The organism is Chloroflexota bacterium, assembly GCA_015478725.1.
Lineage (GTDB): Bacteria > Chloroflexota > Limnocylindria > Limnocylindrales > CSP1-4 > C-114.
Genome location: JADMIG010000006.1, coordinates 64697 through 77729, shown reverse-complemented (window position 1 = coordinate 77729; position 13033 = coordinate 64697). Strand labels below are relative to the sequence as shown.

Below are 13033 nucleotides of genomic sequence, written 5' to 3'. Positions count from 1 at the left end.
CGCAGGGCCTCGCACCGAACATCTGTTAGGCCGATATCGGGCGATACGCACGGCCGGGGCCGACGCACGGCCGCGGGCCGTCAGAGGATCTTCGAGAGGAAGGTCTTCGTCCGCTCGTGCTGCGGGCTGGTGAAGAAGTGCTCGGGGGTGCCTTCCTCGATGATCTGGCCGTCGTCCATCATGACCACGCGGTCCGCCACCTCGCGGGCGAAGCCCATCTCGTGGCTCACGACGATCATCGTCATCCCTTCGCGGGCGAGCTCCTTCATCACCTCGAGGACCTCGCCGATCATCTCCGGGTCGAGGGCACTCGTCGGTTCGTCGAACAGCATGAGGGCGGGTTTCATCGCGAGCGCGCGGGCGATGGCCACCCGCTGCTGCTGGCCGCCGGAGAGCTGGGCCGGGTAGCTGTCCGCCTTGTGAGCGAGGCCGACGCGGTCCAGCAGCGCCCGGCCCATCTCCGTCGCCTCGGCGGTAGGGACAGCGCGGACGCGGACCGGCGCCTCGATGATGTTCGCGAGGGCGGTCATGTGCGGGAAGAGGTTGAAGCGCTGGAAGACCATCCCGATCTCCTGGCGCTGGCGGGCGATGTTCGCCTCGCGGTCCTCGACGAGCCGGCCGCCGTCCTCGCGGTAGCCGATGAGGTGACCGTTCACGAAGATCCGGCCGCCCTGGATCTTCTCGAGGTGGTTGATGCAGCGGATGAACGTCGTCTTGCCGGATCCGGAGGGCCCGATGATGACGACGACCTCCGCCCGCCGGACCTGGATGCTCAGCCCCTTGAGGACGGCGAGGGCGCCGAACCGCTTCTCGACGTCCCTGGCGTCCACGACGACGTCCGTCGGCGGCCGTGGCACGCCGCCGATCGCGCCGAGGATGCCGCCGCCCACTCCGGCCATCAGCGACCTCCGGCGCTCGGGCCGCGGAGGCCGACGAGTCGGGCCATGAGCCCCGGCTCATCGATCCGCACGGAGCTCGTCCCGAGGCGTCGCTCGATACGGCCCTGGATGAAGCTCCAGATCGAGGTGAGGGCGAGGTAGTAGATGGCGACCCCGAAGAACACCTCGAATGGCTTGAACGACGCCGAATAGACGTTCAACGCGTTGCCGTAGAGCTCCTGGACGGCGATGACGCTCATGAGCGAGGTCGTCTTGAGCATGTTGTTGAACTCGTTGCCGAGCGGCGGGATGATGACCCGGAGGGCCTGCGGCAGGACGATCCGGCGCATCGTCAGCCCGTAGGTCATGCCGAGCGACTTGGCCGCCTCCGTCTGGCCCGGGTCGACGGACAGGATGCCGGCCCGGACGATCTCGCTCATGTACGCACCCTCGTTCACGCCGAGGGCGAAGGTGCCGGCGAGGACGGCCCCCCGGAGGTCGAGGGGACCGAGCAGGGCGTGGTTCGGGAACAGGTCGAACCCGCCGAGCAGGTAAGGCGTCCCGAAGTAGACGAGGGAGATCTGGACGAGGACCGGTGTCCCACGGAAGAACCAGACGTAGAGCCGGCTGATCGTCCGGAACACGCGATTGCGGGCCATCCCGGCGAGGGCGGAGAAGACGCCGAGGACGACGCCCATCGCCTGGGCGATGATCGATGCGTAGATCGTGATCGCGAGCCCGCCGATGAGGGCCGGCGTGGGATGGAAGACGAAGTTGAGGAAGAACGGGAGGTCGAACTGGAACTGCAGGCCCGACGAATCGGCGAGGAGCGACAGCGGGTGCACGGCACGCTCGTCTGAAGGGCCAGGTCATCGGGTGGACCGGCGGCCCACCCGATGGCGTTGATGGAACGGAAGAGTATCCGAGCGGACGCCCGGCTCGCCTGTTACTTCAGGAGGACGACCGCGTTCGTCATGCCCCACTTGTCGACGATGGACTTCATCGTCCCGTCGGCGTACATCGCGTCGATCGCGGCCTGGACCGCGGCCGTCAGCTGGGTGTCCGTCTTGCGGATCGCGATCCCGATCAGGGCCGGGGCGATCGGCGAGCCGCCGACGATGAACTTGCCGTTGCTCTGGGCCGCGTAGTACGCACAGACCGGCGAGTCGCCGGAATACGCGTCGACCCGACCGAGCTTGAGCTGGTTGAACGCGTCCGTGTCCGCCTGGAACGTCTGGATGTCGATCTTCGGCTTGCCGGCCGCGACGAGGACCTTGTTCTCGGCGTCGAGGGCGTCCTTGTTCGTCGTTCCGAGCTCGACCGCGACCGAGTGGCCGGACAGGTCGGCGAGCGTCTGGAGGTTCTTCGGGTTGCCGGCCGGGACGAGGAGGCCCTGGCCGACCTTGAGGTAGTCGACGAAGCTGACCTGCTGTGCCCGCGTCGGCGTGTCGTTCATGCCGGAGATGATGAGGTCGCACTTCTTCGCGTTGAGGGCGGGGATGATCCCGCCGAAGCCGGTGTTGTCGATCTCGGCCTTCACGCCGAGGCGCTTGGCGATCTCGTTCGCGATGTCGATGTCCGACCCCTGCGGGGTCGTCCCGTCGGCGGCGTACGACTCCTCCGGCGGATACGAGATGTCCGAGCAGAAGACGAGCTTGCCGGCGCTCGTGATGTTGGCCGGCACCGCGATGGCGGCGGCCGACGGCGCCGCGCTCGCGGATGCGGACGGTGCGCTCGAAGCTGAAGCGGCGGCGCTCGGTGCGGCCGAGGCGGCGGATGGGGCGGCCGAGGCGCTCGGGCTCGGCGTCGCCGCGCTCGAGCAGGCCCCGACGACGATGACCGCCGTCGTGATAACAGATCCCAGTGCCCAGCGGCGCATGCGGATGGCTCCTCCTGATACGCGGTCCGAGAGATCTCGGGGACGAGGTTCTCGTGAAAGTCGGCCGTGACGATACATCGGATGGGCGCGGAACGCGGTCGCGGCGACCTCCACATCCGGTGCGTCACCCGAAAGGCCCACCGGCCGCGGTACGAAGGGACACTGTCCGTCTCATCGAAACGATGGGACAACTCGCTTCGATGGCCAGCCATACCGAACCGCTCCGGACCCCGATCCTCGCCGCGCACGACCGGGCCGTCCCGCACGCCGTCCACGAACTGCTCCCGGGGGCGACACGCGGCAGACAGGCACGACGTATCAGGTTCCGGCTCGCCCTCGTCATGGGCTCGACCGCGACGATCGCGCTCATCGTCGGCGCTGTGCTCGGGACCCTCGTCGCGCCGGACTCGAGCCGCTGGATCGGCAGCTTCGTCCGGTCGGCGCCGATCGCGGCGCTCGGCGCCTTCGTCCTGGCCCTCGCCGGTAGCGTGGACCTCACCCTCTACCTCGCTCACCTCGTCGTTCGCCCGGCAGAGGAGCTCGAGGCCGAGAACCATCGGTACGGTGAGCTCTATGAGGAGGCGCGCTCGACGGCGCTCGAGGATTCGCTCACCCGGCTCGGCAATCACCGGGCGTTCCACGAGGAGTTCGACCGCGCGCTCGCCGACGTCGAACGCTACGGCACGCCGCTCGCGCTGCTCACGATCGATCTCGACGACTTCAAGCTCATCAACGACTCGGCCGGTCACGCGCTCGGCGACGCGACGCTCGTCGAGCTCGCCCACCTCCTCGTCGCCGCGACCCGCCGATCCGACCGGGCGTTCCGGATCGGCGGTGACGAGTTCGCGATCCTCATGCCCCACACGAACGCCCAGGAGGCCCTCGTCGTGGCCCGCCGACTGCTCGCCGCGTGCGTCGAGCCCCGCCCGAGCGCTGGCTTCGCCCGCGGCTTCTCGTTCTCCGGCGGGATCAGTTCGGCGCCGGCGGACGGCATGTCGCGAGCCGAGCTCCTCGCCAACGCGGACCGGGCGCTCTACGAGGCGAAGCACGGCGGACGGACGGACGTCCGTCTCTACGACTCGGTCGCCCACATCGAGGGGATCGCGGCCGGCCAGCTCGCCGAGGCGTCCGCCGCGATTGCCCACATCGTCGGGTCCGGCCTCCTCGTGCCGGCCTATCAGCCGATCGTCGCGCTCGACAGCGGCGTGGTCATCGGGTTCGAGGGCCTCACGCGACCGGCGCCCGGATCCGGGTTCTCGGACCCGGGTTCGATGTTCGCGGCCGCGGAGGCGACCGGCCGGTCCGTCGAACTCGATCGGGCGTGCATCACCGCGATCATCGACGGGATCCGCGACCTCGGTCCCGACCAGTCGATCAGCCTCAACCTGTCGCCCCAGACGGTCGAGTCGCCCGAGTTCTCGCCGGCGTTCCTCACGGCGCTCCTCCGCCGAGGTCGCCTCACGCCCGAGCGGGTCATCCTCGAGCTGACCGAGCGCGAGGAGGTCGTCGACATCGACGCGGTGCGCCGCCGGCTCGCCGCCTGCCGCGATGCCGGCTTCCGGATCGCCATCGACGATGTCGGTGCGGGGAACGCCGGGCTGCGGCTGCTCAGCCAGATCCATTTCGACATCATGAAGATCGACCTGAGCCTCATCCAGGCGGGTGCCCGCAACGCCGCCTCACTCGAGGTGATCCGGAGCCTCACCGAACTCGCCGCGCGGTGGCGGGCCGGCGTGATCGCGGAAGGCGTGGAAACGCCGGCCCAGCTCGAGATGCTCCGCGACCTCGACGTCCCCGCCGCCCAGGGGTATCTCCTCGCCCGACCGTCCGCCGCGCCGAACCTCCGGCGGGTGGATCTCGATGCCCTCGATCCACGGGCGGCGTTCCCGTTCCTCGCGGTGGTCAACGGCTGACGGAGGACCAGACACCGGACGCGCGCCCCGGTGTTCCACGCGGTCGGCGAATCGGCGACGATACGGCGATGAGCGGCCGCCGCGAGAAGGTCCATCCGAGTGCAGCGGCAGCCCTCGATGGGCTCCTCCACGACGGGATGACCATCGGTGCCGGCGGTTTCGGCCTCTGCGGGATACCGGAGCACCTCATTGCTGCCGTCGTCGCGAGCGGTGTCCGCGACCTCACGATCGTCGGCAACAACGCCGGGGTCGATGACTTCGGGATGGGCCTCCTCCTCGCCGGGCGGCAGGTCCGCCGGGTGATCGCCTCGTACGTCGGCGAGAACCGCGAGTTCGAGCGCCAGGCGCTCGCCGGCGAGCTCGAGCTCGAGCTCGTTCCCCAGGGGACGCTCGCGGAACGGCTCCGGGCGGGCGGTGCCGGGATCCCCGGCTTCTACACCCGGACCGGGATCGGGACGAGCATCGCCGCCGACCGCGAGACGCGGGTCTTCGATGGCCGCGAGTACGTCCTCGAGGAGGCGATCCGCACGGACGTCTCGCTCGTCAAGGCCTGGCGCGGCGACCGTGCGGGCAACCTCGTCTACCGCCGCACGGCGCGGAACTTCAACCCGATGATCGCCACCTGCGGCACGGTCACGGTCGCGGAGGTGGAGCACCTGGTCGAGGTCGGCGAGCTCGATCCGGACGCGGTGGACACGCCGGGCATCTATGTCGACCGGATCGTCGAGGGGGCGAAGTACGAGCGGCGGATCGAGTTCCGCACCGTCGCCGGGACCGACCTGTCCGCCGTCACCTCGCCGTCGCGCGAACGGATGGCCCGCCGGGCCGCTGCGGAGCTCCACGACGGCGATTACGTCAACCTCGGCATCGGCATCCCGACGCTCGTGGCGAACCACATCCCGCCGGAGATCACGGTCGTCCTCCAGTCGGAGAACGGACTGCTCGGCATCGGGCCGTTCCCGGATGAGGCGGACGTGGATCCCGATCTCATCAACGCCGGCAAGCAGACCGTGACGACGATCGCCGGCTCGAGCTTCTTCTCCAGCGCGGATTCGTTCGCGATGATCCGGGGCGGCCACATCGACGTGGTGATCCTCGGCGGGCTGGAGGTCGCCGAGAACGGCGATCTCGCGAACTGGATGGTGCCGGGCCGGATGGTGAAGGGCCCGGGTGGCGCGATGGACCTCGTCTCGGGAGTGCGGCGGGTGATCGTCCTCATGGACCACGTCGCGAAGGACGGCAGTCCGAAGATCCTCCGCGAGTGCACGCTCCCGCTCACCGGCCGAGGGGTCGTGGACCGGGTGATCACGGATCTTGCCGTCTTCGAGGTCGCACCCGGCGCGGGTCTCGTCCTCATCGAGCTCGCGCCCGGGGTCACCGTGGAGGAGGTGCGCGCCCGCACTGGCGCCGATTTCCGCATCGCCCTCGACTGACGGTCGCGAGTCCGGTCCGGCCGGCCGCCGCCGCGCTACCCGAGCGGATCAGGCGAGGGCGCGGAGGTCGAGGACGCGGCCCCAGTGGAGCACGCGGACGGCGACGAGCACACCGAAGGCGGCGACGACGAGGATCGCCGCGGCGGCGATCGAGTGCCCGAGCGCGCCGCCGGTGAACTCGCTGTACACAACGAGCGGGAGCGTCTGGGTCCGCCCTTCGATATTGCCGGCGAACATGATCGTCGCCCCGAACTCGCCGAGCGATCGGGCCCAGCTCATGACGAGGCCCGCCGCGAGCGCGGGCCCGGCGAGCGGGATCGTGATCTGCCGGAAGACCCCGGCCTCGGAGGCGCCGTCGACGCGCGCCGCGTCCTCGAGATCGCGATCGACGGCCGCGATCCCGGCCCGCGCCGAGCGGATGAAGAACGGCGCCGAGACGAACGCCTGGGCGAGGATGACGGCAGCCGTCGTGAACGGGAGCTCGATGCCCGCCCCGGCGAGCGGCTCCCCGAGGAGTCCGCGCCGGCCGAGGACGAGGAGGAGCGCGAGCCCTGCCACGGACGGCGGGAGGACGATCGGCAGATCGACCGCCGTCTCGAGGAGCGCGGAACCCATGAACCGCCGGCGGGCGAGGACGAACGCCAGTGGGAGCCCGATGGCGACGGTGATGGCGAGACTCGCCGTGGTCGTCGCAAGGCTCAAGGTCAGCGCGTCGAGGACTACCCGGTTCGTCGCGCTCGCCGCCAGCGAGCCGTCAACGATCGCCCTGGCGACGAGGGTCGCGACCGGCAGGGCGAGCAGGAGGCCGAGCACGACCGCGAGGGTGATGATCGCTCGTCCATCATGGTTCCGGCGCGACGCGAATGTCCGGCCGGGTCGCGCGGGCGCTCGACTCACGGCGGCGGAAGGAACCCGAACGAGCGGAGAATCGCCTGACCGTCCGGCCCGGCGAACCAGGCGAGGAAGGCCTGCGCGCCGATGAGATCTCGCGAGGCCCGCACGACGACGCCCGCGTACGTCGCCGGGACGTTCGCGGCGGCCGGGACGGGGACCGCGATCACGCCGGGCGATGTCGCCGCATCGGTGACGTAGACGATCGCCGCGTCGCCTTCGCCGAGGGCGACCTTCGCCACGACCGCGGCGACGTTGTCCTCCCTCGACGCGACGTTCGCGGCATAGGCGGCGGCGAATCCGGCCGGATACCCGGGCAGGGCGGCGAGGTTCGCGACGAGCCGGGTCGCGTACCTGGTGATCGGGACGGCCGGGCCCGCCGCGATGATCTTGACCCCGGGCCGAGCGAGGTCCGCCGGCGTCCGGATGGCGGCCGGATCCGCGGTCGGAACGATGATCGTGAGGAGGTTGGCCGCGAACGGCACGAGCGCGCCGCTGGCGAGACCGCGATCGATCAGCGCCTGCGGGTTCGTCGTGTCGGCGGAGAGGAAGACGTCGACCGGCGCTCCCTGCTCGATCTGCGTCGCGAGCGCAGCCGAGGAGTCCGTGTCGATCGTGAGGGACGTCCCGGGGTGGGTGGCGTCGTAGCGGGAGCGCGCCGCTTCGAGGACGCCCGCGAGCGAGGCGGCTGCGTCGACGGTCAGGCTTGTGGCGATCGGTGGCGCCGTGGCACTGCCCGGTGCGGTGGCGTTGCCGGGTGCGGTGGCGGTGCCCGAGCAGCCGGCGAGGAGGAGCAGCGCTGCGGCGGAGAGCGTGGCGATCCGCCGGCCGTGTCTCATCCGCCGCGCTCGCGCGACGCGGGGATCTCGACGATGACGTTCGTCGCCTTCACGACGCAGATCGCCTCGACGCCGACGGCAAGACCGAGCTCGATGACCGCCTCGGCGGTCATGAGGCTCACGAGCCGGTGCGGGCCGGCGACGACCTCGACCACGGCAGCGACGCCGTCGCGCTCGACGCGGGTCACGACACCAGGGAACCGATTCCGTGCCGATTGGGCGACGATCGGCCGATCCACGACCGCGCGCCGTCGTTCGTCGATGAGTCGCGAGACCTCGGCGAGCGGGACGAGACGCTGGCCGCCGCCCGAGCGCTCCACCCGGAGGCGTCCGTCCACCTCCCAGCGGCGGAGCGTCTCGACCGTGACGCCGACCATCTCGGCCGCCTGACCCATCCGCATGCCGGCCGTGGATCGTCCAGACGGTTCCGCATCCATACCGAGGAAGTATCACCACCAAGAGAGATGATGTCTAGATATCTCGCCCACCGATTTTGGATGCTCTGATCGAGGGACCGGCCCTGCGGCGTAATGAGATCGCAAGGTCCCGGGTGTCACGATGCATCCGACAACTGAAGAACAACCGAATACGACGCGGACGATCCTCCTCCCGTTCGCGCTCCCACGACGAGCGACGCCCGATCACCGGCGCGTCGCTCGTCCATGTTCGGCGCTTCTCGGCCCTCGCGCCTCCCACTCCGTTGCGGCCCTCGCGGTTCCGATCCGCTGCGCCGCTGAGCTCCACGGCCGATGCGCCCGCGATTTCATCGCAGAACCGCACTGGGAGAGCGTTACGGAACACTGAAGGCCCGATCCACGCTCAGGCGCCCCGGAGTGCAGTCGTGCCGTGCGTGCGGCTCCGGTCCGATGGGGCTCATCCGACCCGCGATGGGGCCACGATCTCGCGTAAGCGTCTCCCGGGGCGGATATGCGCCGTCCTGGCGCACTCGGTGCCCGGCATCCGAATGCGGGCGCCCTCACGGGGCAGCCACACCGGGCAGCCACTCAGGCCAGCCCTATACTCGCGCCCGATGCACGACGCACGTCCAGCGACGCCGAGCACGTCCCACATGACCGTCCGAAGGCCGAGCGGCGCCGGTTCGGCGCGGGACGCCACCACGCCACCCTCGCTTGCCGCGATCCGCGATCACTTCCGGACCCTGGGTCTGCGCTGGACGGCGCAGCGCCGCCAGATCCTCGAGGTCCTCGACCGGACAGATGGCCACATCACCGGCGCCGAGCTCGTCGATCGCTGCCGATCGCTCGACCCGCTCACGACCCCCTCGACGGTCTACCGGACCCTCCGTGTATTCGAGGAGCTCGGCGTCGTCAGACATGCCCATGGTGCCGACGGCCGGGAGGAATACCACGTCCGACCGGCGGTCGAACACGGCCATCTGCATTGTGAGGGATGCGGTGCGAGCTGGGAGATCGACGAGGCCGAGGCCGCGGCGACGATGGCCTCGCTGGAGCGGAGTCGAGGCTTCGCGGTGGATCTCTCGCACCTGACGATCGTCGGTCGCTGCGCCGCCTGTCAGGCCGCCGACCCGGGCTGATCGCCCCCGAGCTCGTCGTAGCCCCTGAGGCGATAGATGATCGTCGCGACGATCCACGTCCCGATGAAGATCGCGATGACCGCGAAGCCGACGATCTCGAAGTCGAGGTGGGCGACGAAGTCCCACACACCGCCGCTGAGCCGGAACCGCGCCGCGACGATGCTGAGGACCTCGATCCCGCCGATGAGGAAGGCGATGACGACCGAGATGAAGGTGATCGTCAGGTTGTAGTACAGCTTGCGGATCGGGCGGAGGAAGGCCCACTCGTAGGCGCCGAGCATGAGCACCTGGTCGGTCGTGTCCACCGTCATCATCCCGGCCGCGAAGAGGGCCGGGAGGATGAGGATGAACCCGATTGGGATGGCCTGGCCGCCGGCGGTCGCGGCAAGGCCGAGGAGGCCGACCTCGCTCGCCGTGTCGAAGCCGAGGCCGAAGAGGACCCCCACCGGGTACATGTGCCAGCTCCTTCGAACGAGCCGCAGCATCGGCCGGAAGATCCGGGCGAGGAGCCCGCGCCCGGCGAGGAAGTCCTCGAGCGACGCGTCGCTGTAGCTGCCGCCGCCGGAAACGGTCCGGAACAGCCGTCCGATCTCCACGAGGGCGACGAGGTTGACGAGGCCGATCGCGAGGAGGAACGCGGCCGAGACGGCGGTCCCGACGAGTCCTCCGACATCCTGGAGCGCCGGGATGTCGTGGACGATCGCACCGGAGATCGCGAGGACCACGGAGAGGCCGATGACGATCGTCGAGTGGCCGAGCGAGAAGAAGAGCCCCACCGTCACCGGACGCTGGCCGTCCTGGATGAGCTTGCGCGTCGTGTTGTCGATCGCGGCGATGTGGTCCGCGTCGACGCCGTGCCGGAGCCCGAGCGTGTAGGCGAGGATGCCGGCCCCGATGAGCGCCGGATAGGCCGTTCCGACGGCGAAGAGGAGGCCGACGCAGGCCACGGTGAACGCGATGAGGAACGCGTAGATCCCCACGATCCGGTTCCGCAACGGGCTCGACGTGGTCGCCATCCGCATGGCGGTCGCGATCAATCCGGCTCTCCGCTTCGTGACCGGCAGGCAGCCGGTCCGGACGGTGAGGATACCCCGTTCTTACAACACGTCGCAATAAGGGCAGCCGGGGTGACCGGGGGTCAGCGCCCCGCGGCGGCCCGGGCGGCAAGCCTGGCGACCAGGTCCGCCTCGCTCGGCGTGCTGCCGAGTCCGAGGTGCATCCCGACGCGGGCGGCGGGCGGGGGTTCGAGATTCGCCGCTGCGAGCACGGGACCCGCCTCCGGCCCGAACACCTCGGCTGGCGTGCCGTCGAGGGCGACCGTGCCGTCGCGGAGGATGACGACCCGATCGAAGGTCTCGGCGACGAACCGCAGGTCGTGGGAGATCGCGATCGTCGTCCGGCCCTCGGCGGCCAGTCCGCGGACGATGGAGCGGATCCGGTCGACGCCGCGGGCGTCCTGGCCTGTCGTCGGCTCGTCGAGGACGACGATCGGGGTCCGCATCGCGAGGATGGACGCGAGGGCGACGAGCTTCCGCCGCGACTGACCGAGGACGAAGGGGTTCGCGTCATCCAGGTCGCTCAGACCGACGGCCTCGAGAGCGTCCGCGACGACCGCGTCGAGGTCATCGCCGCGGCGGCCGAGATTGCGCGGGCCGAACGCGACCTCGTCGCGGACGCGTTCCTCGAAGAGCTGCCGGTCCGGGTTCTGGAACAGGAGCCCGACGTGTGCGGCGAGGGACGCGACCGGCACGGCGGCGATGTCTCGACCGTCCAGCAGCACTCGCCCCTCCGTGGATCGCAGGAGACCGTTCAGGTGCCGGACGAGGGTTGACTTTCCGCTCCCGTTCTGGCCCACGAGCGCGATCGTCTCGCCCGCGCCGATCGCGAGGTCGACGGCGGCGAGGACGCGATGACCGTCGGGGTAGACGAACCCGAGCCCCTCGAGGGCGATCGCCGGGATCACCGGTGGGGCCATCCGCCGAGGGCGGACCGGAGCTCGGCAGGGTCGAGCGGGGCTCCGGCGGCCCTGGATGCGTCGGCGATGCGATGGCGAGCGGGCCGTTCGAGGCCCAGCGCGGCGAGGCCGGGGTCGGCGAGGGCTGTCTCGGCCGGACCGTCCCGGACGATCGTTCCGCCGTCGAGCACGACGATCCGGTCGCACAGACCGTCGAGCAGGTCCATCCGATGCTCGGCGATGAGGAGGGCCGTCCCGCCATGGGCGACCGCGTGGAGCGCTTCGGCGACGAGCCGCGCTCCTGCCGGGTCGAGCTCGGAGGTCGGCTCGTCGAGGACGAGATGGCTCGGCCGCATCGCGAGGAGGCTCGCGATCGCGACGAGCTGCGATTCACCGCCCGAGAGCCGGCGCGGGTTCTGGCCGGCGAGCCGCTCGATCCCCACGGCGGCGAGGGCTTCGTCCACGCGGGCCACGGTCTCCGTCGCGGACAGCCCGAGGTTGAGCGGTCCGATCGCGACCTCCTCGAAGACCGTCGCGGTGAGCCCCGTCAGCTGTGTCGTGGGGTTCGCGAACCCGAGCCCGACCCGCTCCGCGAGCTCGTGTGGCGGCCGGCCGGTCATCGACTCGCCGTCGATCTCGAGGTGCCCGACGAGCTCGCCGCCGACGACCGCCGGAGCCATCCCGGACGCCACGAGGCAGAGCGTGGACTTGCCGCTCTCGTTGGGTCCGACCAGCCCCACGACCACACCGTGGGGGATCGCGAGGTCGATGTCGTGGAGAGCGGCGACCCTCGCGGCCGGGTAGCGGTACGCCGTGCAATGAAGGTGGAGCATCAGCGCACGATCCCGAGGAGCCGGACGACGATCCCGATGGCGCCCGCGACGACGATCGCCCAGCGGAGGAGGCGTTCGGCCAGCGGATCGGCGGGCGTCCAGAGCGTGGCCCGCCGACCGGGCCGCCCGATCGCCCGCGACTCGAGAGCGAGACTCCGCTCGGTGAGGTTCGCCAGCGTCGAGACGAGTGCCGGCAAAAGGATCGGCGCCCGCGCCGGGACGCGACCGAGGGCGCCGAGCCGACCGCCGGAGCGCTCGTATCCGCGGGCCTGCTGCGCGGCCGTCACCGCGTCGAGCCGCTCGGCGAGGCCGGGTCCCGCCCCGAGGACCCCCACGAGGCCGACGGCGACCCGATGGGGGAGTCCCCGCCGCTCCAGATCGAGCCGAAGGGCCGGCAGGTCGACGGTCGAGGTCCACAGACGCAGGCTCATCCCGGCCAGCGCGCCGCGTAGCCCTGCGTCGAGCGGTCCTCCGGCGATCGTCGACACATCGTGACCGGAGAGGACGTCGACGACCGCCACGACCCCTCCGACGACTAGGCCCGAGATCGCGCCAGCCCGTCTCACCGGCCCGGCGGCACCCGCGAGCGACGCGAGCATGGCGACCACGACGATGCCGACCAGCGGACCGAGCAGGGTCGGGGCGAGAAGGGCGGCAGCGAATCCGCCGACGGCGACGACGACCTGGGTGAGCGGGTTGAGCCGGCGGTACGGATCCGCCGCCGGTGGGTGAAGCGCGGCCAGCCGCTCGCGCGCGGTCGGCTCGGCGGCAGCGGGCGGCATGGAGCGGGCGGACCTCACGGCGGTGACGGCGAGCGCGGTGTAGGCTGGCATCGTCCCAGAAACGGAGCTCGAGAGC

General features: G+C 70.7%; 13 protein-coding genes. 3 read left to right on the top strand and 10 right to left on the bottom strand.

All coding sequences use genetic code 11. The annotated features are described in order from the left end of the window. Positions 1-80: 80 nt before the first annotated feature. The 3 genes from IVW53_06575 to IVW53_06565 form a co-directional block, all read right to left on the bottom strand. Entirely contained in the window at positions 81-899 is an 819-nt protein-coding gene (locus tag IVW53_06575) for an amino acid ABC transporter ATP-binding protein (GenBank protein ID MBF6605233.1), read from the bottom strand. Next, positions 899-1624, bottom strand: a complete 726-nt coding sequence (locus IVW53_06570) for an amino acid ABC transporter permease (protein MBF6605232.1) — start codon at positions 1622-1624, stop codon at positions 899-901. Before IVW53_06570 ends, IVW53_06575 begins: the two co-directional genes overlap by 1 nt. Positions 1625-1824: 200 nt before the next feature. Continuing rightward, the gene (locus IVW53_06565) at positions 1825-2757 is read right to left on the bottom strand and encodes an ABC transporter substrate-binding protein (protein MBF6605231.1); all 933 of its coding nucleotides are present in this window, start codon (positions 2755-2757) and stop codon (positions 1825-1827) included. Between the two features lie 200 nt (positions 2758-2957). Here IVW53_06565 and IVW53_06560 point away from each other — a divergent pair, with 200 nt between their 5' ends. Further along, positions 2958-4670, top strand: coding sequence for an EAL domain-containing protein (locus IVW53_06560; protein ID MBF6605230.1), 1713 nt, complete (start codon positions 2958-2960; stop codon positions 4668-4670). A 68-nt stretch (positions 4671-4738) separates the two neighbouring features. Continuing rightward, the gene (locus IVW53_06555; protein ID MBF6605229.1) at positions 4739-6103 is read left to right on the top strand and encodes a 3-oxoacid CoA-transferase subunit B; all 1365 of its coding nucleotides are present in this window, start codon (positions 4739-4741) and stop codon (positions 6101-6103) included. A 48-nt stretch (positions 6104-6151) separates the two neighbouring features. Here the strand turns inward: IVW53_06555 and modB are convergent, their stop codons facing one another. The 3 genes from modB to IVW53_06540 form a co-directional block, all read right to left on the bottom strand. Next, entirely contained in the window at positions 6152-6934 is a 783-nt protein-coding gene (modB, locus tag IVW53_06550; GenBank protein ID MBF6605228.1) for a molybdate ABC transporter permease subunit, read from the bottom strand. A gap of 62 nt (positions 6935-6996) precedes the next feature. Further along, positions 6997-7833 (bottom strand): molybdate ABC transporter substrate-binding protein, encoded by an 837-nt coding sequence (gene modA / locus IVW53_06545; GenBank protein MBF6605227.1) that lies wholly within the window; start codon positions 7831-7833, stop codon positions 6997-6999. Further along, positions 7830-8234: a TOBE domain-containing protein gene (locus IVW53_06540; GenBank protein MBF6605226.1), complete on the bottom strand. Its 405-nt coding sequence runs from the start codon at positions 8232-8234 to the stop codon at positions 7830-7832. The genes modA and IVW53_06540 overlap by 4 nt, the downstream gene beginning before the upstream one ends. A 629-nt stretch (positions 8235-8863) precedes the next feature. Between IVW53_06540 and IVW53_06535 the strand changes: the two genes are divergently transcribed. Next, the gene (locus tag IVW53_06535) at positions 8864-9388 is read left to right on the top strand and encodes a transcriptional repressor (protein ID MBF6605225.1); all 525 of its coding nucleotides are present in this window, start codon (positions 8864-8866) and stop codon (positions 9386-9388) included. On the opposite strand, the gene IVW53_06530 is transcribed toward IVW53_06535, so the two are convergent. The 4 genes from IVW53_06530 to IVW53_06515 form a co-directional block, all read right to left on the bottom strand. After that, the gene (locus tag IVW53_06530; GenBank protein ID MBF6605224.1) at positions 9367-10404 is read right to left on the bottom strand and encodes a HoxN/HupN/NixA family nickel/cobalt transporter; all 1038 of its coding nucleotides are present in this window, start codon (positions 10402-10404) and stop codon (positions 9367-9369) included. The genes IVW53_06535 and IVW53_06530 overlap by 22 nt on opposite strands. Before the next feature lie 122 nt (positions 10405-10526). After that, positions 10527-11363 (bottom strand): ABC transporter ATP-binding protein, encoded by an 837-nt coding sequence (locus IVW53_06525; protein MBF6605223.1) that lies wholly within the window; start codon positions 11361-11363, stop codon positions 10527-10529. Beyond that, positions 11348-12175 carry an ABC transporter ATP-binding protein gene (locus IVW53_06520; GenBank protein MBF6605222.1) on the bottom strand — a complete coding sequence of 276 codons (828 nt, stop codon included), beginning with the start codon at positions 12173-12175 and terminating at the stop codon, positions 11348-11350. The genes IVW53_06525 and IVW53_06520 overlap by 16 nt, the downstream gene beginning before the upstream one ends. Continuing rightward, positions 12175-13008, bottom strand: coding sequence for a hypothetical protein (locus tag IVW53_06515; GenBank protein MBF6605221.1), 834 nt, complete (start codon positions 13006-13008; stop codon positions 12175-12177). Before IVW53_06515 ends, IVW53_06520 begins: the two co-directional genes overlap by 1 nt. Positions 13009-13033 lie beyond the last annotated feature (25 nt).

What these genes read in the sequence shown, in the direction of transcription:
- IVW53_06575 (MBF6605233.1), bottom strand. Translation starts at nt 899, where the DNA reads ATGGCCGGAGTGGGCGGCGGCATCCTCGGCGCGATCGGCGGCGTGCCA.
- IVW53_06525 (MBF6605223.1), bottom strand. Translation starts at nt 11,363, where the DNA reads ATGGCCCCACCGGTGATCCCGGCGATCGCCCTCGAGGGGCTCGGGTTC.
- IVW53_06555 (MBF6605229.1), top strand. Translation starts at nt 4,739, where the DNA reads ATGAGCGGCCGCCGCGAGAAGGTCCATCCGAGTGCAGCGGCAGCCCTC.
- IVW53_06560 (MBF6605230.1), top strand. Translation starts at nt 2,958, where the DNA reads ATGGCCAGCCATACCGAACCGCTCCGGACCCCGATCCTCGCCGCGCAC.
- IVW53_06565 (MBF6605231.1), bottom strand. Translation starts at nt 2,757, where the DNA reads ATGCGCCGCTGGGCACTGGGATCTGTTATCACGACGGCGGTCATCGTC.
- modA (MBF6605227.1), bottom strand. Translation starts at nt 7,833, where the DNA reads ATGAGACACGGCCGGCGGATCGCCACGCTCTCCGCCGCAGCGCTGCTC.
- IVW53_06515 (MBF6605221.1), bottom strand. Translation starts at nt 13,008, where the DNA reads ATGCCAGCCTACACCGCGCTCGCCGTCACCGCCGTGAGGTCCGCCCGC.
- IVW53_06535 (MBF6605225.1), top strand. Translation starts at nt 8,864, where the DNA reads ATGCACGACGCACGTCCAGCGACGCCGAGCACGTCCCACATGACCGTC.
- IVW53_06520 (MBF6605222.1), bottom strand. Translation starts at nt 12,175, where the DNA reads ATGCTCCACCTTCATTGCACGGCGTACCGCTACCCGGCCGCGAGGGTC.
- IVW53_06540 (MBF6605226.1), bottom strand. Translation starts at nt 8,234, where the DNA reads ATGCGGATGGGTCAGGCGGCCGAGATGGTCGGCGTCACGGTCGAGACG.
- IVW53_06530 (MBF6605224.1), bottom strand. Translation starts at nt 10,404, where the DNA reads ATGGCGACCACGTCGAGCCCGTTGCGGAACCGGATCGTGGGGATCTAC.